The sequence below is a fragment of the Pseudomonas sp. LRP2-20 genome (genome assembly GCF_024349685.1).
Classification (GTDB): domain Bacteria; phylum Pseudomonadota; class Gammaproteobacteria; order Pseudomonadales; family Pseudomonadaceae; genus Aquipseudomonas.
In genome coordinates this window covers 3535424-3558589 of record NZ_AP025944.1, presented here as the reverse complement: position 1 = coordinate 3558589, position 23166 = coordinate 3535424, and the positions used below count along the sequence as shown (strand labels likewise).

The following is a 23166-nucleotide window of genomic DNA, read 5'->3' as shown; positions in this document are numbered from 1 at the left end:
CGTAGTGAAAGACGCCGCCTCTTGCGAAGCGGCGCGAGAAGGCAGCAATCAACTGTCGATCAGGTGGCGGTTGACCACGCAACGCGGATCAAGGGCATTGCCCGCCAGGATATCCAGCACCTGCCTCACACAGACCAGCGCTACACGGTCGCGGGCTTCGGTGGTGTTGGCGCCGACGTGTGGTGTGGCGACCAGGGTCGGCAAGCCCCACAGCGGGCTGTCGGCGGGTGGCGGCTCGGGGCTGAAGGTGTCCAGGCCTGCACCGGCAATGCGGCGCTCGCTGAGTGCCTGTACCAGGGCGTCAGTGTCGATCAGCTCGCCGCGGGCAGTGTTGATCAGGATGGCGCCCGGACGCATGCGTGCGAGCTGGTCAGCTCCGATCAGGCCGTGATTGGTCTCGGTCAGCGGGCAGTGCAGGCTGATGATATCGCTTTCGGCCAGCAGGCGATCGAAATCTTCCTCACGTTCGACATGGGCGTGCGCCGGCATTTGCTTGAGGTAAGGGTCGAACACCTTGACCTTCATGCGCAGCGGCGCCACCAGGTCCATCAGAATGCTGCCGATCGAGCCCAGGCCAACCAGGCCCAAGGTCTTGCCGGACAGCTCGATGCCAATGGACGAAGCCTTGTCCCAGTGGCCTTCACGCATGCGTGCATCGAGCAGGGCGGTCTGGCGGGCGACGCTGAACATCAGGGCAAAGGCATGCTCGGCCACTGACTGTGCGTTGGCACCCACTGCGATCGACACCGGTATCCCGTGCTCGGCGGCAGCCTGGATATCGATGGTGTTGAAGCCGACACCGTGCTTGGTGATCAGCTTCAGCTTCGTGCAGGCCTCGATCATGGCGCGGGTCAGGCTGCCCTGGCGAACCACGATGGCATCGGGTTGTTCCGCGCGAATGATGGCTACCAGCTCTTCTGCCGGCAGGTAGGGCGTGGTGGGGACCACCCTGATGCCCTGGTCGGCGGCAAGTTGCATGGCCTCGGCGGCAAGTTCGGGGCCGGTAATCAGAATGGTACGGGACATCGTGAACACCTTTTTATTGTCAGGGCAGTCGCTGCAGCTCATGGGCGGCGATGGGATCAACCCTACCATAATGAAATGGCGTTGCAACAAAATAAATTGATCGGCCGGCTGTGTCTGTATTTCTGTCAAAAAAAGCGATTGAAAAAGGAATAATGCAATGACATTCTAAAAAACAGATTCGGCGGCCGCCGATGACATCGAATAACATCAATAGAGGTATGTCACATGAGCATTGGCTTCCAAGTGCTTGAGCGCACGCGCAAAATTGGCGAAGAGTGGGTTGCACGCTACCGTGAGGTTCCGGTCGCCAACGTCAGCGACTCGATGAACCGCATGACGGCGGGCGGTGCCCGGCTGCGCCCCATGCACCGTGAAGGGGGGCTTTGCGGCCCGGCCCTCACCGTCAAGGCTCGTCCCGGTGACAACCTCATGCTGCACTACGCCCTCGACATCGCTCAGCCAGGCGATGTGATCGTGGTCGATGCGGGCGGTGACCTGACCAACGCCCTGATCGGCGAAATGATGGTGGCCTATGCAGTCAAGCGCGGTGTGGCAGGCATCGTCATCAATGGCGCCATCCGTGATGCGGCCAACATCGGCGCTGGCGAGTTCCCACTGTTCGCCGCCGGTGTGTCGCACCGTGGTCCGTACAAGGACGGCCCAGGCGAGATCAACGTGCCGATTGCCATTGATGGTATGGTGATCGAGCCGGGCGACCTGGTGATCGGCGATGAAGACGGCCTGCTTTGCGTACCGTACGACCAGGTTGCCGAGGTCTATGCCCGTGCTACGGCCAAGCATGCTGCCGAAACCGCTCAGATGGAGCACATTGCCCAAGGTACCAACGACCGCTCCTGGGTCATTGAGTCCTTGAAGAAGAAAGGCTGCCTGCTGCCAGGCTGACCCAGTAACCTGCTGCGCCCCTTGCGATGGGGGGCGCAGCAGGCATTGGGCTGGCGCGGGTCTATTGAGGATTCGCAGACTTGACCGATTCACCGTCGTCGCACCGTAAACAATGGCCCTCGGCCATCCGGGCGCTCGCCCACCGCAATTTCCAGATCTATTTCACCGGCCAGGGCGTTTCCACGCTGGGCAAGTGGGTGCAGCAGGTGGCGTTGGCCTGGCTGGCCTACCATCTCACAGGTTCGGCCGTGCTGCTGGGGCTGATCACCTTTCTTTCGCTGGCTCCGCAACTGCTTATCGGCCCACTGGCCGGTGCATGGATCGACCGGCATGACAAACGTCGATTGCTGATCATCGTGCAAGTGATGCTGACACTGCAGTCGTCGGTATTGGCGCTTTCTACCTGGCTGGGCTGGGTCGATGGCCCGGTGATCGCCGGCATGGCCTTGCTGCTGGGTTTGCTCAACGCCCTGGAAACCCCTTTGCGCCAAGCGCTGATCGGCAGTTTTGTCGATGACCCGGCCGACCTGCCCAACGCGCTGGTGCTCAATGCCATGCTGATCAACGGTGCACGTTTCGTCGGCCCGCCATTGGCCGGGGCACTGATCGCGTTGGCCGGCGAGGCGGCCTGTTTTGCACTGACGGCCGTAGCCTTCCTGGCATTGCTGTACGGCTTGCTGAAGGTGCGCGGTAGCGCCAGCCCCAAGGCCAGCGGCTCGACTGCCCAGGTGTTTCGTGAGGGGCTGGCATACATGTGGCAGACACGCAATGTGCGCCAGTTGCTGGTCAATGTGGTCACGGTCAACCTGCTGGCGTCCTGCTACGCAGCGCTGTTGCCGATCCTGGCCAAGGCGGTGTTTGCCGGTGATGCGCGCGTGCTGGGTTGGTTGTGGGGGGCGGCGGGCGCTGGTGCCTTCGTGGCGACCCTGGTGCTGGCGGTCGGCGGCGCATTGCCGCGCCTGCGTCTGTTTACCGATGCCGGGGCGCTGCTGTGCGCGGTCGCCCTGGTCGGGCTGTGGTTGGCCGGTATGCTGCCGGTGGCGCTGCTGGCGCTGGCGCTGCTGGGCTTCGGCATCACCCTGAGCAACGTCAGCACCAACATGCAATTGCAGAGCGGTGCACCAAGCCACCTGCGGGGGCGGGTCATCGCCTTCTACATCGCCATGCGCTTTGGCTTCGAAGCCCTGGGTGGGATGATCGCCGGGCTGGTCGCTGCCCGCTGGGGGGCACCGGCGACCCTGGGGATCGCCGGTGGGGTGCTGTTGCTGGGGTTGCTGGGGCAGTACGGCTTTCGGCGTCGCACCTGACCGCTCAGGCAGCCTGGCCCTGGCCCTGGGGCGTGTGTTGCTTGGCTGGATCACCCAGCCAGAGCATCAGGCAGGTCCCGATCAGCAGGATCGACGCTACGGCGAAGAACGGCAGGGTGAAGCTGTGCGTGGCGTCCTTGATCAGGCCTATCAGGAACGGCCCGGTGAAGCCACCGAGGTTGCCGATCGACACGATCATTGCCAGCCCGCCCGCTGCGGCGCGGCCGGTGAGGATGGTCGAGGGAATCGCCCAGAATGTGGCCTGGAACGACAGAATGCCGGCCACGGCCAGGCACAGGCTGGCGATCTTCAGTAACGGCTGGTCGATCATTGCGGCACTCACCAGGGCCACGGCGGCGAAGGCCAGCGCGCTGACCACGTAGGGCAGGCGCTGGCGGCTGCGGTTGGCAAGGCGTGCCCATAGCGTCATGGCCACGGCGCCGATCAGGTAGGGCAGCGCTACCACCAGGCCGACCGCGCCACTGGAAATACCCAGGCTCTTGATGATTTGCGGCAGCCACAAACCGATACCGACGGAGCCGACGATACAGCAGAAATTGATGGCCGCCAGGGTGAACACCTTGGGGTTGGTCAATGCGGCGCGCAGGGTGTTGCCGTGGGAAGCGCCGATGGCCTGCTGCTCCTGGGACAGGCGCTGGGTCAGCCAGGCCTTTTCCCGTGGGTTCAGCCACTTCGCCTTGTTCGGGGTATCGACCAGGACGAACAGGCAGGCAATGCCGAGCAACACGGCGGGCATCGATTCGGTAACCAGTAGCAGTTGCCAGTTCTTCAGGCCCCAGACACCGTGCTGTTCCATCAGCCAGCCCGACAGCGGCGAGCCGACGATGTTGGCGACCGGGATGCCCAGCAGGAACGCTGCGGTAGCTTTCGCTCGCCATTTGCCGGGGAACCAGTAGGTGAAGTACAGGTACACCCCTGGCGTGAAGCCCGCTTCGGCAAGCCCCAGCAGGAAACGTGCGATGCTGAAGCTGATGGGGCCGGTGGCGAAGGCGGTGGCCATGGAAATCAGCCCCCAGGTGATCATGATCCGGGCAATCCACACCCGTGCGCCAAAGCGCTGCATCAGCAGGTTGCTGGGGATCTCGAACATGAAGTAGCCGAAGAAGAACAGGCCGGCCGCCCAGCCGAACATCGTCGCGGTCAGCCCCAGGTCCTGGTTCATGCTGATGGCGGCGAAGCCGACGTTTGTGCGGTCGAGGTAGCTGATCACGTAGCAGATGAAGATGAACGGCACCAGGCGCCACAACACGCGGCGCATCAGGCGGTCGCCCTCGGCGTCGCTGAGCGGCGCCTGGGCTGCAGGGGAATCGTGGTTCATGTCGTCACTCTTTTGTAGTTGTTGTGTGCGCTGACAGGCGCGGATTCAGCTGTGGGAATACATCTGCAACCCAGGTGTGGCGGTACGGACCTGCAGAATGCTGCCGGTCTCGGATTCGGTAATGAAAAGGGTCTGTCCGTCATCGCCACCGAAGGCCAGGTTGGTGTTGCTGATACCGGCGCAGGAGACGATGCGTTGCAGCGGTTCGGCGACTTTCGACAGCTTCCACACCGAGCCGAAGCCGGTATGGGCGATGTACAAGTTGCTCTGCGCATCGAGGGCCAGGCCGTCGGGCCCGCCCAGGCCGCCATGCAACTGCGCGAAAACGCCCACCTTGCCGACGATCGAGCCGTTGCCCAGCGGGATGCGCCAGATCTGCTGCGCACGGGTCACGGCCACCAGCAGGTGATTGAGGTGAGGGTCGTAGACGATGCCATTGGGGCTGGGAATGGTACCCAGCAGACAGGTCAGGTTGCCCTTGGCGTCCAGTTTGTATACCCGGCCCGTGGCGTCCTGCAGGCCAGTCTGGCCCTGGTCGGTGAAGTACAGGTCACCGTTCGGCGCGAACACCAGGTCGTTGACGCCCTTGAAACCTTCGGAACCGGCTGAGTCCAGCAGCGGCTCGATGGCGCCGGTCTGCGGGTCTAGCAGCATGATCCCGCGCTTGTAGTCGGTGATGAATATGCGCCCGTCCTGGTGAATCTTCAGGCCGTTGGGCCAGCCATCGTACTCACAGACCAGTTCCCATTCGCCTTGGGGCGAGATGCGGAAGATGCGCCCGTTGGGAATGTCGGTCACATACAGGCGCCCCTGGCGGTCGAACGACGGGCCTTCGAGGAATGAGTCGATTGCGCGTCCCTGGCGGTTGGCGTTGGCCCAGGCCGTTGGGCGCGGGTGGCGCAAGTGCTCGGGCAGGCGCGTGAAGAGGGTGGTTTCGACGGTCGGCGGGGCAGCGAAAAAGCTCATGGGTGCTCCTGGCGGCAAAGGGCGCGTGGGCGCCCGGGCGTTGTTTGTTGTTTTGTTTAATGCAACGTCATTGCAAAATAAATCATAAAATGGCGAAACGCGACCAATTTCTCCCCTTGTTTTTTACGTCTTGACGAAAGGCTAGTATTTGTGAGCTTCTATAAAGGAAATGGCGTTCCAAAATAACAACAAATGGAGTTTGCTATGCCCAACCGCTCATGGCGCAAGCTGTGCCGCCCTCATCGATCCCTTGCAACCCTCTCGATTGCCCTTGGTCTTGCTGCTGCCAGTGCCACAGTGCAGGCCGAGCAAGGCCGCGTGGTCCTGGCCATCCAGTACGGTTATGCCTATTTGCCGGTCACGGTCGCCGACAAACTGGGATTGTTCGTTCAGCAGGCCAAGGCCCATGGTCAACCGGAGGCGTCCTTCGAGATCAAGCGCATCAGTGGTGCGCCGGCGATCAATGACGCGCTCATCAGCGGCAATGTCGATATTGGCGGTTATGGCTTGTCCGGGACCTTGATTGCCTGGGAGAAGACCCGCCGCTCGCTGGATGTGAGGGCCCTGTGCGCCTTGGTGGCGGGGGACAACGGCTTGTTCGTGAATGACTCGGCGATCAAGTCGCTGGCCGACTTCAAGGACGATGACAAGATCGCGGTCAGCTCGCCCAGCGGCCAGCAGGCCCTGCTGCTGCAAATGGTCGCCGAGCGCCAGTTCGGTCCTGAGCAGATCCACAAGCTGGACCGCTTGATGGTCAGCCTGCCGCACCCTGACGCGACGTCCAGCCTGCTAAACAAAGCCGGCATCAAGGGCTACATCGGTCCCAATCCCTACAGCTACCAGTTGGCCCAGGACCCCCGGGTAAGCAAGCTGTTCGATTTCTCCTCGGCGCTTGATAGGCGCATGACAAGTGGCGTGCTGGCCAGTACCGGCCGCTTCGTCGACAACAACCCGCAGTTGAGTGCTGCCGTGGTGGCGGCAATCGATGAGGCCAACACATACATCCGCAAGGAACCGCGCAAGGCGGCGCAATTGTTCCTGGCCAGCGAGCCCTCAAGCCTCTCGCTCGATCAGGTCGAGGCCATGTTGCGCCAGGTCAGTGGTGAGTGGTCAGTGCAGCCGAGCGGGGTCATGGCCCTGGCCGATTTCATGGTGCGTTCCGGGGCGTTGAAGAAGGCCCCCGACGATTGGCGTGCGGTGTTCTTCGCCCCTGTGGCTGACGGGGAGGGTAGCTGATGAGCCTGCTGTCTCCCATCGCCTTGCCCACACAGGCCAGCGCACGCGCGCTGCTGTGCGTGGACAACGTCACCCTGCAGTACAAGACGCGTGATCAGCTGATCACTGCGACCCATCAGGTCTCGTTCGACGTGCAGCGCAATGATCGTTTCGTCTTGCTGGGGCCGTCGGGCTGCGGCAAGTCGAGCCTGCTCAAGAGCGTCGCCGGGTTCGTCGAGCCGGTGGCTGGCCAGATCTGCCTGGATGGGCACGTGGTCCGCGAACCTGGCCCGGATCGCATGATGGTGTTTCAGGAGTTCGACCAACTGATGCCTTGGAAAACGGTGATTGCCAACATCATGTTCCCTCTGCAAGTCACCGCGCGCTTCCCGCGCGATGAAATTGCCGAGCGGGCCGCGCGCGCAGCCGCAAAGGTTGGCCTGGACAAGTTCAAGGACGCCTATCCGCATCAGTTGTCGGGCGGGATGAAGCAGCGCGTAGCCATCGCCCGCGCGTTGGCGATGGAGCCGGCGATGCTGCTGATGGACGAGCCATTCGCTGCGCTGGATGCGCTGACCCGTCGGCGCATGCAGGAAGAGTTGCTGGAATTGTGGGATCAGGCGCCGTTCACGTTGATGTTCGTCACCCACTCGATCGACGAGGCGATCGTACTGGGTACGCGCATTCTCGTGCTTACCCCGCACCCAGGGCAGGTACGCGCCGAACTCGATGCCAGCGCTTTCGGCTTCTCCGATCAGGGCAGCAAGGCTTTTGGCCAGCTGCACCAGCGCATCAGCCACATGCTCTTCGGCCACAGTGAGACTGCCCATGAATAAGCCTGCAATCCAGCCACGTGCCGATGTCGAGTACGCCCCGGTGCCACCCGGGCAGGTGGGTGATGTCGCCCGGCGGCTGGGCCTTCTCGAAAGGCTTTTTGCGCACACCGGGGTGCGCCGGGCCCTGGTGCTGGTGGTGCTGGCCGTGGTCTGGGAGGTCTATGCCCGTTACCTGGACAACCCGCTGATGTTTCCGGCCTTTAGCGAGACGGTGCAGGCCATGACTCAGGACTTGCTCAACGGCGTGCTGCCACTGGCGGTGGTCAGCTCGCTCAAGGTGCTGTTGATGAGCTATGCACTGGCTATCGGCCTGGCGGCGGTACTCACCTCCCTGGCGGTTTCCACCCGGCTCGGCACCGATGTGCTGGCAACCTTGACGGCGATGTTCAACCCGCTACCGGCCATCGCCATCCTGCCCCTGGCCATGCTGTGGTTTGGCCTGGGCATCCAGAGCCTGATGTTGGTGATCGTGCATTCGGTGCTGTGGGCGGTATCGCTCAACACCTACTCGGGCTTCCAGTCGGTCAGCCAGACCCAGCGCATGGCTGGGCGCAATTACGGGTTGCGAGGCCTGCGCCTGGTCACGCGCATCCTTATCCCTGCTGCGGTGCCATCGATCCTGGCTGGCCTGAAGATCGGCTGGGCGTTCGCCTGGCGTACCTTGATTGCCGCCGAACTGGTGTTCGGCGTCTCGGGTAACTCTGGTGGCCTGGGTTGGTATGTGTTCCAGCATCGCAATGCGCTGGAAACGCCAAACGTGTTTGCCGGCTTGCTGATGGTCATCGTCATTGGCCTGGTCGTCGAGGGCCTGGTGTTCCGTAGCATCGAGCTGGTCACGGTGCGCCGATGGGGCATGCAGGGCTGATTCTGCGTCGTTTCCAATAACAAGAAAACCGGCACCCGTGCGCGGGTGCCCAGGGAGCTTTTGCCTTGAAATCCTTACCTTCCTTTTGTGGGTTTGCACTGGCTGCGACGGGTGGCCTCGTGGCGCTGCCAGCGCAAGCGGCGTTTCTTGCCGACAGCCATGCCAACCTGGCGATGCGCAACTTCTACTTCAACAGTGACAACCGCGACGGTGCCGCTCAGCCTTCCAGGACCGAGGAATGGGCCCAAGGCTTCTTGCTTGACCTGCGCTCGGGGTATACCGGCGGAGTAATCGGCGTCGGTGTGGATGCGATGGCCATGCTGGGCGTGACCCTGGACAGTGGCCGTGGTCGGCACGCAGGCAGCACCATGATCCCTTCCGATGGCGAGCGTGCGGTGGATCAGTGGGGCAGTGCCGGCGCGACCCTGAAGCTGAAAGCGAGCAAGAGCGAGCTGCGGGTTGGCCAGTTGATGCCGAAAATGCCTGTGTTGGTGGCCTCGGATGGTCGGTTGTTGCCGCAGACCTTCCAGGGCGTGCAGTTGCAGTCAAAGGAGTTCGACAACCTCATGCTGGTCGGCGGTGCGCTGGACCGCGCGCGGGGCCGGGCTTCCACCGACCTGACCGGCATGGCCGTGAGTGGCGGCACCCAGGAAAGCGACCGTTTCTATTTTGCCGGTGCCGATTACCGTGCCACCGATGCGCTCGTGCTGCAGTACTACGTTGGCGAGTTGCAAGACTACTACCAGCAGCATTTCGCCGGCCTCAATCACACCTTGGCACTTACTGACGACAGTTCGCTGACCACCGACCTGCGTTACTTCCGCACCCGCTCGGACGGTGCCAACGGCAGCGCTTCGGGAAGGGCGCGGGGCTATACGGTCGGCGGTTATACCGCCGATGGGGACGGTGAGATCGACAGCGACCTGTGGAGCGCGGCGTTCACCTATCGCCTGGGTGGCCACTCGCTCATGCTGGGCTACCAGCGCGTTTCCGACGACAGCAACTTCGTGCAGATCAACCAGGGGTCGATCGACAAGGGCGCCGGTGGCAGCAGCCTGTACCTGTGGACCGACAAGATGCTGCTGAGCTTCACCCGTGCTGGCGAGCGCACTGGCTTTGCGCAGTATGGCTACGACTTCACGGCGTTGGGTGTGCCTGGGCTCAAGGCCTCGGTGATGTACCTCAACGGTGAGCACATTCAGACTGCCGGTGGCAGCGAACAGTCTGAGTGGGAGCGGGACTTTTCCTTGGACTACGTGATCCAGAGCGGTACCTTCAAGGGGCTGGGCGTGGCCTGGCGCAACGGCAAGTCCCACAGTGAAGCGACCCGCAATGGCGATCAGAACCGGGTGATCGTCAACTACACCGTGGCCTTGTTTTGAGCCAGCAGCAGGAGCCGACCATGCATGCTCCCCACGCCCCGGTCCGACCACAGTGGCTCGCCCAGGTGAGTGAAGCGCCCCTGGACCCCAACCGCGCCATCATTGATGCCCACCATCACCTGTGGGACCGGCCCGGCCAGCGCTATCTCGCCGAGGATTATCTGGCCGACATCGCCTGCGGCCATCGGCTGGTCGCCTCGGTGTATGTCCAATGCCGTTCGATGCTTGCCGTCGACCGCCCGGAGCCGTTTCAGGCGGTGGGCGAGGTCGAGTATGCCAACGGTGTGGCGGCGTACAGTGCCAGCGGCGTGCTGGGGGAGCTGCGGTTGTGCGCGGCCATCGTCGGCGGTGCCAACCTGCTGCTGGGCGACGCCGTGGCGCCGGTGCTCGACGAGATGCTCCAGCGCGCTGGCCCGCGTCTGCGCGGGATTCGCAATACCACGGCCTGGCATGCGGACCCGCGGCTGATCTCCAACCCCCGGCCGCCACCGCCGGGCATTCTGCTGGAGCCGGCATTCCACCGAGGGCTCGTCCAGCTTCAGCGGCGTGGGTTGGTGCTGGATATCTGGGCCTACCATACCCAGTTGGGTGAGGTGCTTGAGGTAGCCCGCACGTTTCCGGAGCTGCTCATCGTTGTCGACCATCTCGGCGGGCCGCTGGGTGCAGGGCCGTATGCCGGCCAGCGCGATGCGGTATTCGCGCGCTGGTCGGCTGACCTTCGCCAACTGGCGCAATGTGCCAACGTTCGCTTGAAGCTGGGAGGGCTGGGGATGAAAGTGGCAGGTTTCGATCACCATGTCGCCTCCCGGCCACCAGGCTCGGCCGCGCTGGCTGCTGTGTGGCGGCCGTACCTGCTGCAGGCGATAGACTGCTTTGGTGCACAGCGCTGCCTGTTCGAAAGCAACTTCCCGGTCGACAAGGGCATGTTTGGCTACGGTGTGCTGTGGAACGCGTTCAAGCGTGTGGTCGCAGACTTCGCCGAGGCTGACAAGGATCGCCTGTTCAGCGGTACTGCCCGGGAAACCTACAGGATCGAGGGATGACGAGCATGGCGCCGGGTGAGCTCAGCATCACCACTTGAGCAAGCCCTGTTCCTGGCCGGTCGGCGTGATGGCTGGCCGGCTGCACTTGTGCTCAAGACACTTCACCTTCAACGATGATGGTGCCGCATCGGCTATTGCTGGCATGATGGCGGTTGCCAGGGCATTGGCAGATAATGATTTTCTTGGCCCTGACAAAGACTTGGGCATTTCAAAGGTGAGGACCTACTGATGGTTAATGTTCGGCCGCGTCCTGCGGTGAATGGCGTGGCTTCGGCTGATCGCGTGCTGACAGTGCTCTCTGCGTTCCAGGTAGGGGACACGTCTTTGACCCTTGTGGAGCTTGTCGAGCGTACCGGACTGATCAAAAGTACCATCATGCGTCTGATGGTCTCGCTGGAGAATCATGGTTTTGTCAATCGCATGGCAGACGGGCGCTACCAACTGGCCAGCGAGGTCATGCGGCTCAATGCGGTCTATGAGGAAGGCATCGATCTGGAGCGTCATGTGATGCCCCGGCTGCATCTGTTGGCAGAGCGTACTGGCGAGACCGCTTCGTTCTACGTACGCCACGGCGCTTACCGGATGTGCCAGTATCGAGTCAACTCACCTCATCGCCTGCGCATGCACGTTCAACCTGGTGACATGCGACCGATGGACGACGCCGCTGGCGCCCAGGCTTTGCGCGCGCCTTATGCGAACGGTATCGCCATGCGCCGGCCGTTTTTCTCGATGGGGGCCACAGACCCGCATGCCGCATCGGTGGCCTTTCCCGTGTATGGTGCTGGCGATGAACTGGTCGGTGCACTGGTGCTTTCCGGCCCTTCCAGCCGGCTCACCCCGGAATGTGCCGAGGCCTTCAACGACATCTTCTTCGAGGCTACGCGTGACCTGATGCGCAGCCTTGGCTGCAAGGCCGCAGAGGGCTTGCCGGCGCTTGAGAAGCTGTAACCACCAGCAAGTCGGGGGGCGGGGCGCGATAGCGGCCTTGCGGCCGCTGGCGTCGGTAAACCCGGACCGCTCAGCGCAATGATCGTGGTACCCGTGCGCCGTTCGGTCCGGTAACGCGGATCACTTGATCAGCGGCACGCCACTGAGCTTCTGCAATTCGTCGAAGTCGATATCAGCGCAGATCTCAACCACTTTCAGGCCATCGGCGGTGACTTCCAGCACGGCCAGGTCGGTGTAGATACGGCTGACGCAACCGATGCCGGTCAGCGGGTAGGTGCACTCGGGCACCAGCTTGCTTTCGCCGGACTTGGTCAGGTGGTCCATCATCACGAACACCTGGCGGGCGCCAGTGGCCAGGTCCATCGCGCCGCCCACGGCGGGGATCGAACCTTCGGCACCTGTGTGCCAGTTGGCCAGGTCGCCCTTGACCGATACCTGGAAGGCGCCCAGTACGGCGATGTCCAGATGGCCGCCACGCATCATCGAGAACGAGTCGGCGTGGTGGAAGTAGGCACCGCCGGTGAGCAGGGTCACGTGTTGCTTGCCGGCGTTGATCAGGTCATCGTCTTCCTCGCCTGGCGCGGGGCTTGGGCCCATGCCCAGCAGGCCGTTCTCGCTGTGCAGGAACACTTCCTTGTCGCCCAGGTAGTTGGCCACCAGGGTTGGTGCGCCGATGCCCAGGTTGACGTATGCGCCTTCCTGGATGTCCGCGGCCACGCGCTGGGCCATCTCGGTGCGGGAGAGCTTTTTGGTGATGGTCATGGCAGGCCTCAGACAGCGTTGGCGATCGAAGAAGCGGCAGCGCCGGAAACGGCGACCACGCGCTGGACGAAGATACCCGGGGTGATGATGTGTTCCGGGTCCAGCTCACCGAGTTCGACGATCTGGTCGACCTGGGCGATGGCGGTCTTGGCGGCCATGGCCATGATCGGGCCGAAGTTGCGCGCGGCCTTGCGGTAGACCAGGTTGCCCCAGCGGTCACCCTTGTGCGCCTTGATCAGCGCGAAGTCGGCGTGCAGCGGCATTTCCAGCACGTACTGGCGGCCGTCGATCTCACGGGTTTCCTTGCCTTCGGCCAGCAGGGTGCCGTAGCCGGTCGGCGAGAAGAACGCACCGATGCCCGAACCTGCGGCGCGGATACGCTCGGCCAGGTTGCCTTGCGGTACGACTTCCAGTTCGATCTTGCCGGCCCGGTACAGTTCGTCGAAGACGTAGGAGTCAGACTGACGCGGGAAGGAGCAGATTACCTTGCGCACGCTGCCGGCCATCAGCAGAGCGGCCAGGCCGATCTCGCCGTTGCCGGCGTTGTTGCTGATGATGGTCAGGTCGCGGGCACCGGTGGCGATCAGCCCATCAATGAGCTCAGATGGCATGCCGGCAGTGCCGAAGCCGCCGACCATGATGGTCGAACCGTCGGTAATCCCTTCCACCGCGCTGGCGATGGACTCAAACGTTTTATTGATCACAGCGAGCTCCTGGTTCTTCCTGGAGTATGGATTGTCGACCTGGCCGCGTGCTGACGCGGTGGGGCCATTCAGCGCTTTGAGTTATGTGCTGACTTGCCTATAGCGTGCCGCAAGACTGGGCAACAGTAGAGGGGCCCGAGCGGAATTTGTGCGATTACCGAACTGTTGTGCGATTTATAAGCGGCTCAGGTCATGGCCGCTCACTCGGATGCAAACGACGGTCTTTCCGCAAACCAGGCCACCGCCAGTTCCTTGAACGCCTCGGCCGACGGCGTCAGCGGATAGCGCAGGTCTTGCGCCAGCACGATGCTGTGGGTGGGCAGTTTCTCTTCGGTCGGGCGACAGACCAGCGCTTGGCCGTCATAACTGCGGTCACCAAATGGCCGGGTGTAGATCAACGCCACGCCAAACCCATTGGCGACCAGGCTGCGCTGCAGTTCGAATGTGCGCACACGGTGCACAGCGGCGGGTGCAAGGTCATAGAAGCTGAACAGGTCCAGCACATGCTGCCAGCTGTGAACCTGATCGGTGACCACCAAGGTGTATTCGGAAAGTGCCTTGAGGCTGACGCGCGACGCCTTGGCCAACGGGTGGTCGGCCGCCAGCAGGACCTGAGCGGTCAGCTGGCACAGCTGAGTGCATTGAGTGTTCGGCGGCAAACCCAGATCGTAGGTGATCGCCAGCTCTATCGCTCCCTCACTCAGCCGCTTGCCAACATACTCGAAGCTGCCATCGCGCATATCGACAGTGACTTTTGGGTAGGACGCTTGCAGCCGTCGCACGATTTGTGGGAGGCAATAGGGCGCAAGGTCCTCGAAACACCCGACCACCAGTTCGCCCACACACTCGCCTGCATTGGCATGGATCTCGGCGAAGGTCTGCGCCTCTGCCAGCACGCGCCGGGCCTGGACCATGACGGTACGGCCGAAGGGGGTCAGCGAGATGCCCAGGCCACGTTGGCGGATGAAAATCGATTGCCCCAGCACCTCCTCCAGTTCGGTGATGGCCGCCGAGATGGAGGGTTGGGAAACATGAAGCTCCATGGCCGCCGTGGTCAGGTTGCCGTGCTTGGCCGCTGCGAGCGCATAGCGAAGTTGGCGCAATGTGAACTTCATAGGTTTTTCCGTTGTGATGCATCAGGACTTATTATTTTATCCTTTTTTTACATTGTGAAATATTTCTCCTGCGCAGTGCTCACCAAGGCAAGGCGCGCCAGCCAGCCTGGCGTCCCTCTTTGGGCCGGATGCCCTCGAATACTGCAATCAATGTTCTTGTTTGGGAGCGTCACAATGACAATTACAAAGGCTCTGCTGACCACGACACTTTCAATCGGCCTGCTGGCGACCGCCGGCGTCAGCCAGGCGGCCGGTTGGTGCGAATCGGGCAAACCGGTGAAATTTGCTGGTTTGAACTGGGAAAGCGGGATGCTGCTCACTGATGTGATGCAGTTCGTGCTGAAGAATGGTTATGGCTGCGAGACCGATAGCCTGCCGGGTAACTCCATCTCCATGGAAAACGCCCTGAGCAGCAATGATATCCAGGTGTTTGCCGAAGAATGGGTAGGGCGCAGCGAGGTCTGGAACAAGGCTGCGGCGGCCGGCAAGGTCGTTGGCGTCGGCTCGCCCGTGGTTGGCGCGGTCGAAGGCTGGTATGTGCCACGTTATGTGATCGAAGGCGATGCCAAGCGCAAACTCGAAGCCAAGGCACCGAACCTCAAGCGCATCGCCGACCTGGGGCAATACGCCCAGGTATTCAAGGACCCGGAAGAACCGGACAAGGGGCGTTTCTACAATTGCCCGGCTGGCTGGACCTGCGAGCTGGACAACAGCGAGATGCTCAAGCGCTACGGCCTGGAGAACACCTACACCAACTTCCGCCCGGGTACCGGCCCGGCACTGGATGCCGCCGTTCTGTCGAGCTACAAGCGTGGCGAGCCGATCCTGTTCTATTACTGGTCGCCGACGCCGCTGATGGGCCAGGCCGACCTGGTCAAGCTGGACGAGCAGCCAGGTGTAGATAAATCCGTGGCCATCAAGGTGGGGGTGTCGAAGGCCTTCCACGAGCAGGCGCCGGAACTGGTGGCAGTACTGGAAAAGGTCAACCTGCCGATCGATCTGCTGAACCAGAACCTGGCGCGCATGAGCAAAGAGCGCATCGAATCACCGGACCTGGCCAGGTTGTTCCTCAAGGAACACCCCGAAGTCTGGCACAGCTGGGTCAGCGAAGACGCAGCCAAAAAGGTCGACGCGGCACTCTGAGCGTGCGGGCGCGCCCGGCGCCTGCCGGACACGCCACACGACCGTCCGCTTCCTGCACTTGCTCGAGAGAATTCCATGTTTCCCAAAAACTTCACGTTTTCCATTGCCGACTGGGTCAATGGTTGGGTCGATGCGCTGGTAAGCAACTACGGTGACGTGTTCCGGCACATCTCCGACACCCTGTTGTGGGCCATCGTCAACCTCGAAGGCCTGCTGCGCGCCACACCCTGGTGGCTGATGCTGGCCATTGTCGCGGGGGTTGCCTGGCATGCCACCCGTAAGGTCGCGACCACGGCGGTGATCGTCGGCCTGCTGTTCCTGGTCGGCGCGGTAGGCCTGTGGGACAAGCTGATGCAGACCTTGGCGCTGATGCTGGTGGCCACCCTGATATCGGTCCTGGTCGGCATTCCACTGGGCATCCTGTCGGCGCGCAACGATCGCCTGCGGGCGGTGTTGATGCCGCTGCTCGACATCATGCAGACCATGCCCAGCTTCGTGTACCTGATTCCGGTACTGATGCTGTTCGGCCTGGGCAAGGTGCCGGCGATCTTTGCCACCGTCATCTATGCCGCGCCGCCGCTGATTCGCCTGACCGACCTGGGCATTCGCCAGGTGGATGGCGAGGTCATGGAGGCAATCAATGCCTTCGGTGCCAATCGCCTGCAGCAACTGTTCGGCGTGCAACTGCCACTGGCGTTGCCGAGCATCATGGCCGGCATCAACCAGACCACCATGATGGCCCTGTCGATGGTGGTCATCGCGTCGATGATCGGCGCCCGGGGTCTGGGTGAAGACGTGCTGGTCGGCATTCAGACCCTGAACGTGGGCCGCGGCCTCGAAGCGGGCCTGGCCATTGTGATTCTGGCGGTTGTGATCGACCGCATTACCCAGGCCTATGGCCGGTCACGGCATGGGGTGGGCAAATGAGCGCGAAGCAGATGATGAACAAGATCGAAGTCAAGCATGTGTTCAAGATCTTCGGTGCGCGCGCCGAAGATGCCCTGCAACTGATCCGCCAGAACAAAGCCAAGGATCAGGTCCTGGCAGAAACCGGCTGCGTGGTCGGGGTCAACGATCTGTCGTTGTCCATCGGCAGCGGTGAGATCTTCGTGATCATGGGGCTGTCGGGCTCGGGCAAGTCGACCCTGGTGCGTCACTTCAACCGCCTGATCGACCCGACCAGCGGCGAGATCCTGGTCGATGGCGAAGACATCCTGCAATACGACATGCAGGCCCTGCGCGAATTTCGCCGGCACAAGATCAGCATGGTGTTCCAGAGCTTCGGCCTGTTGCCGCACCGCACCGTGCTGGACAACGTTGCCTATGGCCTGAAAGTCCGTGGCGAGAGCAAGGCCACGTGTGCCGAGCGAGCCCAGCACTGGATCAATACCGTGGGCCTGAAGGGCTACGAAAGATCCTACCCGCACCAGTTGTCGGGTGGTATGCGACAGCGCGTGGGCCTGGCCCGCGCTCTGGCTGCCGACACCGACATCATCCTGATGGACGAAGCCTTCAGTGCCCTCGACCCGCTGATTCGCGCCGAAATGCAGGACCAGTTGCTGGAACTGCAGAAGACCCTGCACAAGACTATCGTCTTCATCACGCACGACCTGGACGAAGCCGTGCGTATCGGCAACCGAATTGCCATTCTCAAGGACGGTCGCCTGATCCAGGTCGGCACGCCGAAAGAAATCCTCTACCAGCCTGCGGACGAATACGTAGATCGTTTCGTGCAGCGCCGCGTAGCTTCGCTTTAAGGAACCGCGTGTATGTCGTTTGCCGAAAGAATCATCATCGCCGACGCGCCTGTTCGCTGGCAGGACGTGGTGGCCGTGGCGCGGCATGGGGCGAAGCTTGAGCTGGCCCCATCGGCCTGGGCGCGCATCGAGAATGCCCAGGCGATTGTCCAGCGCATCGTTTCCAGCGGTGAGCGCGCCTATGGCGTCAACACCGGGCTTGGCGCCTTGTGCAATGTCTCGTTGCAGGACGAACAACTCAGCCAGCTGTCGCACAACACGTTGCTCAGCCATGCCTGCGGCGTAGGCGCAGCGCTGTCCGATGAACAGACCCGGGCGATCATGTGCGCGGCGATCATCAATTTCTGCCAGGGCCGCTCCGGCCTTCAGCGCAAGGTGGTCGAGGCGCTGCTGACCCTGCTCAACCAGCACATCACCCCGCAGGTCCCGCAGCAGGGTTCGGTGGGGTACCTGACCCACATGGCGCATATCAGCATCAGCCTTTTGGGCGTCGGCGAGGTCAGCTACCGCGGCCGGATCGTCCCGGCGCAGCAAGCCTTGGACGAGGTTGGCCTGGCACCGCTCAGGCTGGGGGCCAAGGATGGTCTGTGCCTGGTCAACGGTACCCCTTGCATGACCGGCCTGAGCTGCCTGTCGCTGGACGACGCCACGCGCTTGAGCCAATGGGCGGACGTCATAGGCGCCATGAGCTTCGAGGCCCTGCGTGGCCAGCTCGACGCCTTCGACCCTGAAATCATCGCGATGAAACCGCACCCCGGCATGCAGCGTGTGGGCAGTAACCTGCGGCGCCTGCTCGACGGCAGCGAAATCATTGCCAGCAGCCACGGCATTCGCACCCAGGACGCCTTGAGCATTCGCTCGATCCCGCAGGTTCATGGCGCGGCGCGGGACCAGCTGGCACACGCTGCGCGGCAGATCGAAACCGAACTCAACTCCACCACCGACAACCCGATGTTGCTGGGTACACCCGAGTCCTATCGGGTGGTGTCCCAGGCCAACCCGCACGGCCAGTCCGTGGCCATGGCGGCCGACTTGCTGGCGATTGCGGTGGCCGAAATCGGGGCGATTGCCGAGCGTCGGCTCGATCGCCTGATCAACCCGTTGGTCAGCGGCTTGCCGGCCTTCCTGGTCAGCCAGCCGGGAGTCAACTCGGGCATGATGATTGTCCAGTATGTGGCCGCTTCGCTGTGTGCAGAAAACCGTCAGCTGGCACAGCCGGCCGTTATCGACAACTACGTCACCTCCGGCCTGCAGGAGGACCATCTGAGCATGGGCACCAATGCCGGGTTGAAGCTGCACCGCGCGCTGGAGAACTGTACGCAGATCCTCGCCATCGAATACCTGTTGGCGGCCCAGGCCTTCGAGTTCCTCAAGGAGCAGCGCTTTGGTGCAGGCACCCAGATTGCCTGGCGGTTGTTGCGCGAACGGGTTCCGGCCTATGCCCAGGACCGCTGGCTGGCCCCGGACATCGTCAGCAGTGCATCGATCCTGAAGGACCCTGGCCTGCTTGGCGCCGCATTCCCCGATTTGCTGTGACACCTGCCCGCCAACCGGCAATGGGGTGATGAAACACCGGCCGATGCTGTCGGCCGGTAGTTGGCTTCAACCACGCAACATATGAACGGCCAGGCCGGCCAATGCGCAGGCAAATAGCACCTGGATCACGCCCCGTTTGAAGCGGAACAAGGCAATCGCTGCAGCCACCGCGATCAGTGCGCAAGGCCACTCGAACGCCCCGCTGAAACCCTTCGGCCAAAGCACGTGGTAGCCAAAGAACAAGGCCAGGTTCAGGATCACGCCCACGACTGCGGCGGTGACCCCTGTCAGCGGTGCGGTGAATTTCATCTCGTTGTGGGTCGACTCCACCAGCGGACCACCGGCAAGGATGAACAGGAACGACGGCAGAAAGGTGAACCAGGTGACCAGGCTCGCCGCGACTGCGCCGGCAAGGAAGGGGTGTTGCGCACCGAACATCGGTTGCACGTAGCCTCCGATGAAGCCGACGAAGGCAACCACCATGATCAGCGGCCCTGGCGTGGTTTCTCCCAAGGCAAGGCCATCGATCATCTGGGTAGGCGTCAGCCAGCCGTAATGCCCGACAGCGCCTTGATAAACATACGGCAGCACAGCGTAGGCACCGCCGAAGGTCATCAGTGCGGCCTTGGTGAAGAACCAGCCCATCTGTGTCAGGGTGCCGTCCCAACCAAACGTCAGCATCAGCAGGCCCATCGGCAAGGTCCAGAGTACTGCGCCAACCAGTACCAGTCGCAGCAAACGCCCCAGCCGAAATCGCGCATGCTCAGGCGTTGGCGTATCGTCGTCGATCAGGGCCGGACCGTAGCTGTTCCTGGGGGCCCCATGGCCGCCACCCATCATGAATTTGCCGGGCGCGAAGCGCCCGCCCATGTAGCCGACAATTCCGGCAACCAGCACGATCAGCGGAAATGGCGCCTTGAGGGCGAAAATTGCCACGAACGAGGCTGCGGCCATGGCCCACAGCCAGCCGTTCTTGAGTGCGCGTGAGCCAATACGATGGGCTGCATGAATGACTATCGCCGTGACCGCTGGCTTGATACCGTAGAAAATTCCCGCGATCACCGGCACCTCGCCGAAGGCAATGTACACCCAGGACAAGCCAATCAGGATGAACAGTGAGGGCAGTACGAACAGCACCCCGGCAATCACTCCACCCCAGGCGCGATGCATGAGCCAACCGATGTAGGTGGCCAGTTGTTGTGCTTCGGGGCCTGGCAGCAACATGCAGTAGTTCAGCGCGTGCAGGAACCGCTTCTCACTGATCCAGTGCCGCCGTTCAACCAGTTCTTGGTGCATGATCGCTATTTGCCCGGCGGGGCCGCCAAAGCTGATGAAGCCAAGCTTGAGCCAGAACAGAAAAGCTTCGAACAAGCCAATCGGCCGCGGAACTGCCTGAGTTGGAGGCTGTTCGCCAACGGGGCAGGCGGTCTCAACCATTTGCATTTTCCTCGCTCGCGAATGCCGCCAGCAGGCCATCGAAGACGCTGCCGGCGACCGTGGTCAGTTGATCGTCATCGCCCATGCTTTCTCTCATGCCTGCCAGGATGCGCTCGATGCCAGGCGCCTCGCAGGGCAGGTTTCCACCGACATCCAGGTAATGAACGACAGCAGCCAATCGAGACAGGCCTGGCTGCTCAACGGCAAAGCTTTCGATGAGGGTTTCAAACGACACCTTGTGGCCGACATGGCTGAACTGCGCGCCATCAAAATCGAAACCGAGCGCATCGCTCGGGCAGTCGTCGGGACTGTCCAGCCAAATGAACTGCGCGTCGTTATCGATGAAGCGGCGAATCAGCCAGGCACATGCCAACCGATCCACCCAAGGGCGCTTTCGCGTTGCCCAGCGGCGACCCTGATAGTCGCTGCGCTGCAACCGTTTGATCACCTTGTCGTGTGCGCTTGGTTCATCGCAAGACAGTGCCCGGCCAATAGCGGATTCGACCTCCTGCAGCGCCGCGTCGGCTTGGGTTTTGAGCATTCCAGGAAAGAAATCGATCGCTGCCAACTGGCTGTAAGCCTTTCTGAGCTTGCGCACCTGCCTTGCTGTCTGCAGCGCATTGTCTGCGGATAGCTTGGCCCGGCAGCCTGCGATGTCTTCCAGCAGCCTGGCGTACTCATCGCGCCTGTCGAACAGCCCGCTGAAACGCTCTTCATGCTCAGGCACCGACAGCAGATACGCCGTGCCGTTGACAGCCAGCACATCTCGCTCCACGGCTTCGAACGTTTCGCGTCCGGCATTTTGTTCCGGCAACAGGTACACACCATCGCGCAGCACGGCAGCACCCGAGGCTTTCAGGGCCCGCCAAGCGCGCATGCGCTCGGTAGCGTTGGCTGTCGGCAGCCCGAGAATCAGCAGTGACCAGCTAATCATGTAGTACCTATTACATAAAATGTACCTATCTCTACATTAGAGTGAATGCGGCAAAAAGCAACAGGCAGTGAACCTGCTGCACAGAGAGCTGCGTGATGCACGGGTGCCTGATTGGCATTTCTCAGTTGCCCAAGTGGCCGTTGGCGTAGCGCACCGTCATTTCCAGCGTACGCACCATGTCGGGGTGGCTGAACTGATATTTGCGTTCCAGCTGCTTGCTATCGGTCATGTCGAAGCGTTGCGTCTGGATGAAGTCCAGTGACTCGGCGCTGATCGCCAGTCGGCTCGCCAGGCCGGGAATCATCAGGAACCATCGCAGCAGCGCAATCGACACATGGCGGCGGGGCGCCTTGACCTGCAGCGTTCTTGCCATCTGCTCAAGCATCCCCTGCAAATTCGGCGTGTCTTCATAAAGCGCAAGGACCTGACGGTTTGCCATGGTGGGGTCGAACGCGACACAGGTGATCATCCTCACCAGGTAATCGACGCTGACCAATGGCAACCAGTGCCTGGCCGAACCGGGGACTGCCTTGAACCGGCCTTGGGCCAGATTGCGGATGAGTTCGGCCAGCGGCTGTCCCTTCAGGATGTGCCCGCTCTGGCTGTGCCCACATACCGTGGCAGGATGAACGATGGTGTAATCCGCACCCACCTGCTGCATGTAGCGGATGACGGCAAAATGAGCCTCGAGCTTGCTGCCTTCATAGCCACCGACACGGCCGTAGACCGCAGGCCATTTGGTGTTTTCAGGGCAATCGTAATCCACCCCGATGCTGGCCAGGTGACCCAGGTTTTGCAGCATGAAGCCGCCCACCATCAGCAAGCGGATGCGCTGGTTCGCGGCAAGCCTGGCCACGTTCAGCGCCCCTTGTACATTCACGGCGCGTGCGCGCTCCATTGTCAGCCCCCAGGAGAATTGCGCCGCAAGGTGAAAAACCACGGAGACCGTAGACACGCACTGCCTGCCTGCGTCGCTGAGCCCAAGTCCGTCCCTGCTGATATCGCCTTCAACGGCGTGGACCAAGGCAGGGTTGCCGCCCAGCTGGCCTACCTGTTCCCTGAGGCGCTCGATGTTTTCGGGGCTGCGCATCAGCACCCAGGTCTTGTGACCTGCCGTTGTGAGGTGTGCCAACAGATGTTGCCCGACGAATCCACTGCCGCCTGTAACGAAGCATTCCACGCTCATGCCTGATTCCTTGTATGGATGATCGGCGCAGGCTAAGGTGTAGAGCGTGCTCTACAGTCAAGGGTTTTGCGTGTGAATATTGGAGCGTTGGAACGTCGCAGTGGGGTTGGCCGCCACGCCCTGCGTTATTACGAGCAGCTCGGGCTTATCACCGCCCAGCGCCAGGCTAACAACTACCGCAGCTACAGTGAGCAGACCGTTGCCGATCTGGCGTTCATTCAAAGTGCCCAGGGCGTAGGTTTCTCACTCGCTGAAATCGGCGACATCCTTACGGCCAGGCGGGGAAATACGATCAATTGCGCGCAAGGCGCAGCCCTGGTCGCCAACAAGATGGCCGAAATCCAGACGAAGATTTCCGCGCTGCAGGCTACCTATGTGTTTCTGGAGGGGGAGCGTGCGAAGCTTGAAGCCAGCGCCATTGCCCTCGGGCTGACGCTTGCTTGACGTCCTGCCCATGGACGGTGAGGCCGCCCGAGCGCCCCGAGCATTATCGGGGGTTCTGTGGCAGCAACTGTCTTGCTCAATTTCTAGAATGTGGCGCGATCCTTGTGGGAGCGGGCTTGCCCCGCGAACACCGGCAAAGCCGGTGCCATGCACCGCGTAGCCCCATTCGCGGGACAAGCCCGCTCCCACATGCCCATTGTTCGCTCCGCGACAGCGCAGCCCTTAGGCTGGGTGATCTTCCACCTGGGGCGCGCGCCGGCCGCGGGAAACGGCTTCGGCGCGTTTGAAACGCAGCGGGCAGGGCTGATTGCGCCCGGT

General features: G+C 62.2%; 22 protein-coding genes. 13 read left to right on the top strand and 9 right to left on the bottom strand.

Annotated features, from left to right (window positions below; all coding sequences use genetic code 11):
• Positions 1-48 precede the first annotated feature (48 nt).
• Entirely contained in the window at positions 49-1026 is a 978-nt protein-coding gene (locus OCX61_RS15835) for a hydroxyacid dehydrogenase (protein ID WP_261940348.1), read from the bottom strand.
• Positions 1027-1251: 225 nt separating this feature from the next.
• Here OCX61_RS15835 and OCX61_RS15830 point away from each other — a divergent pair, with 225 nt between their 5' ends.
• Both OCX61_RS15830 and OCX61_RS15825 read left to right on the top strand, forming a co-directional pair.
• Positions 1252-1929 (top strand): RraA family protein, encoded by a 678-nt coding sequence (locus OCX61_RS15830; RefSeq protein ID WP_261940347.1) that lies wholly within the window; start codon positions 1252-1254, stop codon positions 1927-1929.
• Positions 1930-2054: 125 nt separating this feature from the next.
• A complete protein-coding gene (locus OCX61_RS15825) occupies positions 2055-3236 on the top strand; it encodes an MFS transporter (protein ID WP_261944324.1) in 1182 nt (393 codons plus the stop codon).
• A gap of 4 nt (positions 3237-3240) precedes the next feature.
• Here OCX61_RS15825 and OCX61_RS15820 read toward each other — a convergent pair whose 3' ends face one another.
• Complete coding sequence (locus OCX61_RS15820; protein ID WP_261940346.1) at positions 3241-4575, bottom strand: MFS transporter; 1335 nt, start codon at positions 4573-4575, stop codon at positions 3241-3243.
• A 45-nt stretch (positions 4576-4620) separates the two neighbouring features.
• Complete coding sequence (locus OCX61_RS15815) at positions 4621-5541, bottom strand: SMP-30/gluconolactonase/LRE family protein (protein ID WP_261940345.1); 921 nt, start codon at positions 5539-5541, stop codon at positions 4621-4623.
• Positions 5542-5745: 204 nt separating this feature from the next.
• On the opposite strand from OCX61_RS15815, the gene OCX61_RS15810 reads away from it, so the two are divergent.
• The 6 genes from OCX61_RS15810 to OCX61_RS15785 all read left to right on the top strand — a co-directional run bounded on the left by OCX61_RS15810 (position 5746) and on the right by OCX61_RS15785 (position 11830).
• The gene (locus tag OCX61_RS15810; protein ID WP_261940344.1) at positions 5746-6777 is read left to right on the top strand and encodes an ABC transporter substrate-binding protein; all 1032 of its coding nucleotides are present in this window, start codon (positions 5746-5748) and stop codon (positions 6775-6777) included.
• Positions 6777-7592 carry an ABC transporter ATP-binding protein gene (locus OCX61_RS15805; RefSeq protein WP_261940343.1) on the top strand — a complete coding sequence of 272 codons (816 nt, stop codon included), beginning with the start codon at positions 6777-6779 and terminating at the stop codon, positions 7590-7592. The genes OCX61_RS15810 and OCX61_RS15805 overlap by 1 nt, the downstream gene beginning before the upstream one ends.
• Positions 7585-8457 (top strand): ABC transporter permease, encoded by an 873-nt coding sequence (locus tag OCX61_RS15800; RefSeq protein WP_261940342.1) that lies wholly within the window; start codon positions 7585-7587, stop codon positions 8455-8457. The genes OCX61_RS15805 and OCX61_RS15800 overlap by 8 nt, the downstream gene beginning before the upstream one ends.
• Before the next feature lie 65 nt (positions 8458-8522).
• Positions 8523-9839: an OprD family porin gene (locus OCX61_RS15795; RefSeq protein WP_410011079.1), complete on the top strand. Its 1317-nt coding sequence runs from the start codon at positions 8523-8525 to the stop codon at positions 9837-9839.
• 20 nt (positions 9840-9859) lie between these two features.
• On the top strand, positions 9860-10882 hold the full coding sequence (locus OCX61_RS15790) for an amidohydrolase family protein (RefSeq protein WP_261940340.1): 1023 nt from the start codon (positions 9860-9862) through the stop codon (positions 10880-10882).
• Positions 10883-11110: 228 nt separating this feature from the next.
• Positions 11111-11830 carry an IclR family transcriptional regulator gene (locus tag OCX61_RS15785; RefSeq protein ID WP_261940339.1) on the top strand — a complete coding sequence of 240 codons (720 nt, stop codon included), beginning with the start codon at positions 11111-11113 and terminating at the stop codon, positions 11828-11830.
• A gap of 120 nt (positions 11831-11950) precedes the next feature.
• Here OCX61_RS15785 and OCX61_RS15780 read toward each other — a convergent pair whose 3' ends face one another.
• From OCX61_RS15780 to OCX61_RS15770, 3 genes are all read right to left on the bottom strand, one after another.
• Complete coding sequence (locus OCX61_RS15780; protein WP_085677045.1) at positions 11951-12592, bottom strand: 3-oxoacid CoA-transferase subunit B; 642 nt, start codon at positions 12590-12592, stop codon at positions 11951-11953.
• 8 nt (positions 12593-12600) lie between these two features.
• A complete protein-coding gene (locus tag OCX61_RS15775; RefSeq protein ID WP_060507494.1) occupies positions 12601-13296 on the bottom strand; it encodes a 3-oxoacid CoA-transferase subunit A in 696 nt (231 codons plus the stop codon).
• Positions 13297-13496: 200 nt separating this feature from the next.
• Positions 13497-14411 carry a LysR family transcriptional regulator gene (locus OCX61_RS15770; RefSeq protein ID WP_261940338.1) on the bottom strand — a complete coding sequence of 305 codons (915 nt, stop codon included), beginning with the start codon at positions 14409-14411 and terminating at the stop codon, positions 13497-13499.
• Between the two features lie 174 nt (positions 14412-14585).
• Between OCX61_RS15770 and OCX61_RS15765 the strand changes: the two genes are divergently transcribed.
• From OCX61_RS15765 to hutH, 4 genes are all read left to right on the top strand, one after another.
• Positions 14586-15554, top strand: a complete 969-nt coding sequence (locus OCX61_RS15765) for an ABC transporter substrate-binding protein (protein ID WP_261940337.1) — start codon at positions 14586-14588, stop codon at positions 15552-15554.
• Positions 15555-15629: 75 nt separating this feature from the next.
• The gene (locus OCX61_RS15760; RefSeq protein WP_085677042.1) at positions 15630-16481 is read left to right on the top strand and encodes an ABC transporter permease; all 852 of its coding nucleotides are present in this window, start codon (positions 15630-15632) and stop codon (positions 16479-16481) included.
• On the top strand, positions 16478-17311 hold the full coding sequence (locus OCX61_RS15755) for a quaternary amine ABC transporter ATP-binding protein (protein WP_261940336.1): 834 nt from the start codon (positions 16478-16480) through the stop codon (positions 17309-17311). The genes OCX61_RS15760 and OCX61_RS15755 overlap by 4 nt, the downstream gene beginning before the upstream one ends.
• A gap of 12 nt (positions 17312-17323) precedes the next feature.
• Positions 17324-18847, top strand: a complete 1524-nt coding sequence (hutH, locus tag OCX61_RS15750; protein ID WP_261940335.1) for a histidine ammonia-lyase — start codon at positions 17324-17326, stop codon at positions 18845-18847.
• A gap of 66 nt (positions 18848-18913) precedes the next feature.
• Here hutH and chrA read toward each other — a convergent pair whose 3' ends face one another.
• The 3 genes from chrA to OCX61_RS15735 all read right to left on the bottom strand — a co-directional run bounded on the left by chrA (position 18914) and on the right by OCX61_RS15735 (position 22404).
• Positions 18914-20284, bottom strand: a complete 1371-nt coding sequence (chrA, locus tag OCX61_RS15745) for a chromate efflux transporter (RefSeq protein ID WP_261940334.1) — start codon at positions 20282-20284, stop codon at positions 18914-18916.
• Positions 20277-21218, bottom strand: coding sequence for a chromate resistance protein ChrB domain-containing protein (locus OCX61_RS15740; RefSeq protein ID WP_261940333.1), 942 nt, complete (start codon positions 21216-21218; stop codon positions 20277-20279). The genes chrA and OCX61_RS15740 overlap by 8 nt, the downstream gene beginning before the upstream one ends.
• 121 nt (positions 21219-21339) lie before the next feature.
• A complete protein-coding gene (locus tag OCX61_RS15735) occupies positions 21340-22404 on the bottom strand; it encodes an SDR family oxidoreductase (RefSeq protein WP_261940332.1) in 1065 nt (354 codons plus the stop codon).
• A gap of 72 nt (positions 22405-22476) precedes the next feature.
• Between OCX61_RS15735 and OCX61_RS15730 the strand changes: the two genes are divergently transcribed.
• Positions 22477-22848: a MerR family transcriptional regulator gene (locus OCX61_RS15730; RefSeq protein ID WP_261940331.1), complete on the top strand. Its 372-nt coding sequence runs from the start codon at positions 22477-22479 to the stop codon at positions 22846-22848.
• Positions 22849-23166: the final 318 nt, after the last annotated feature.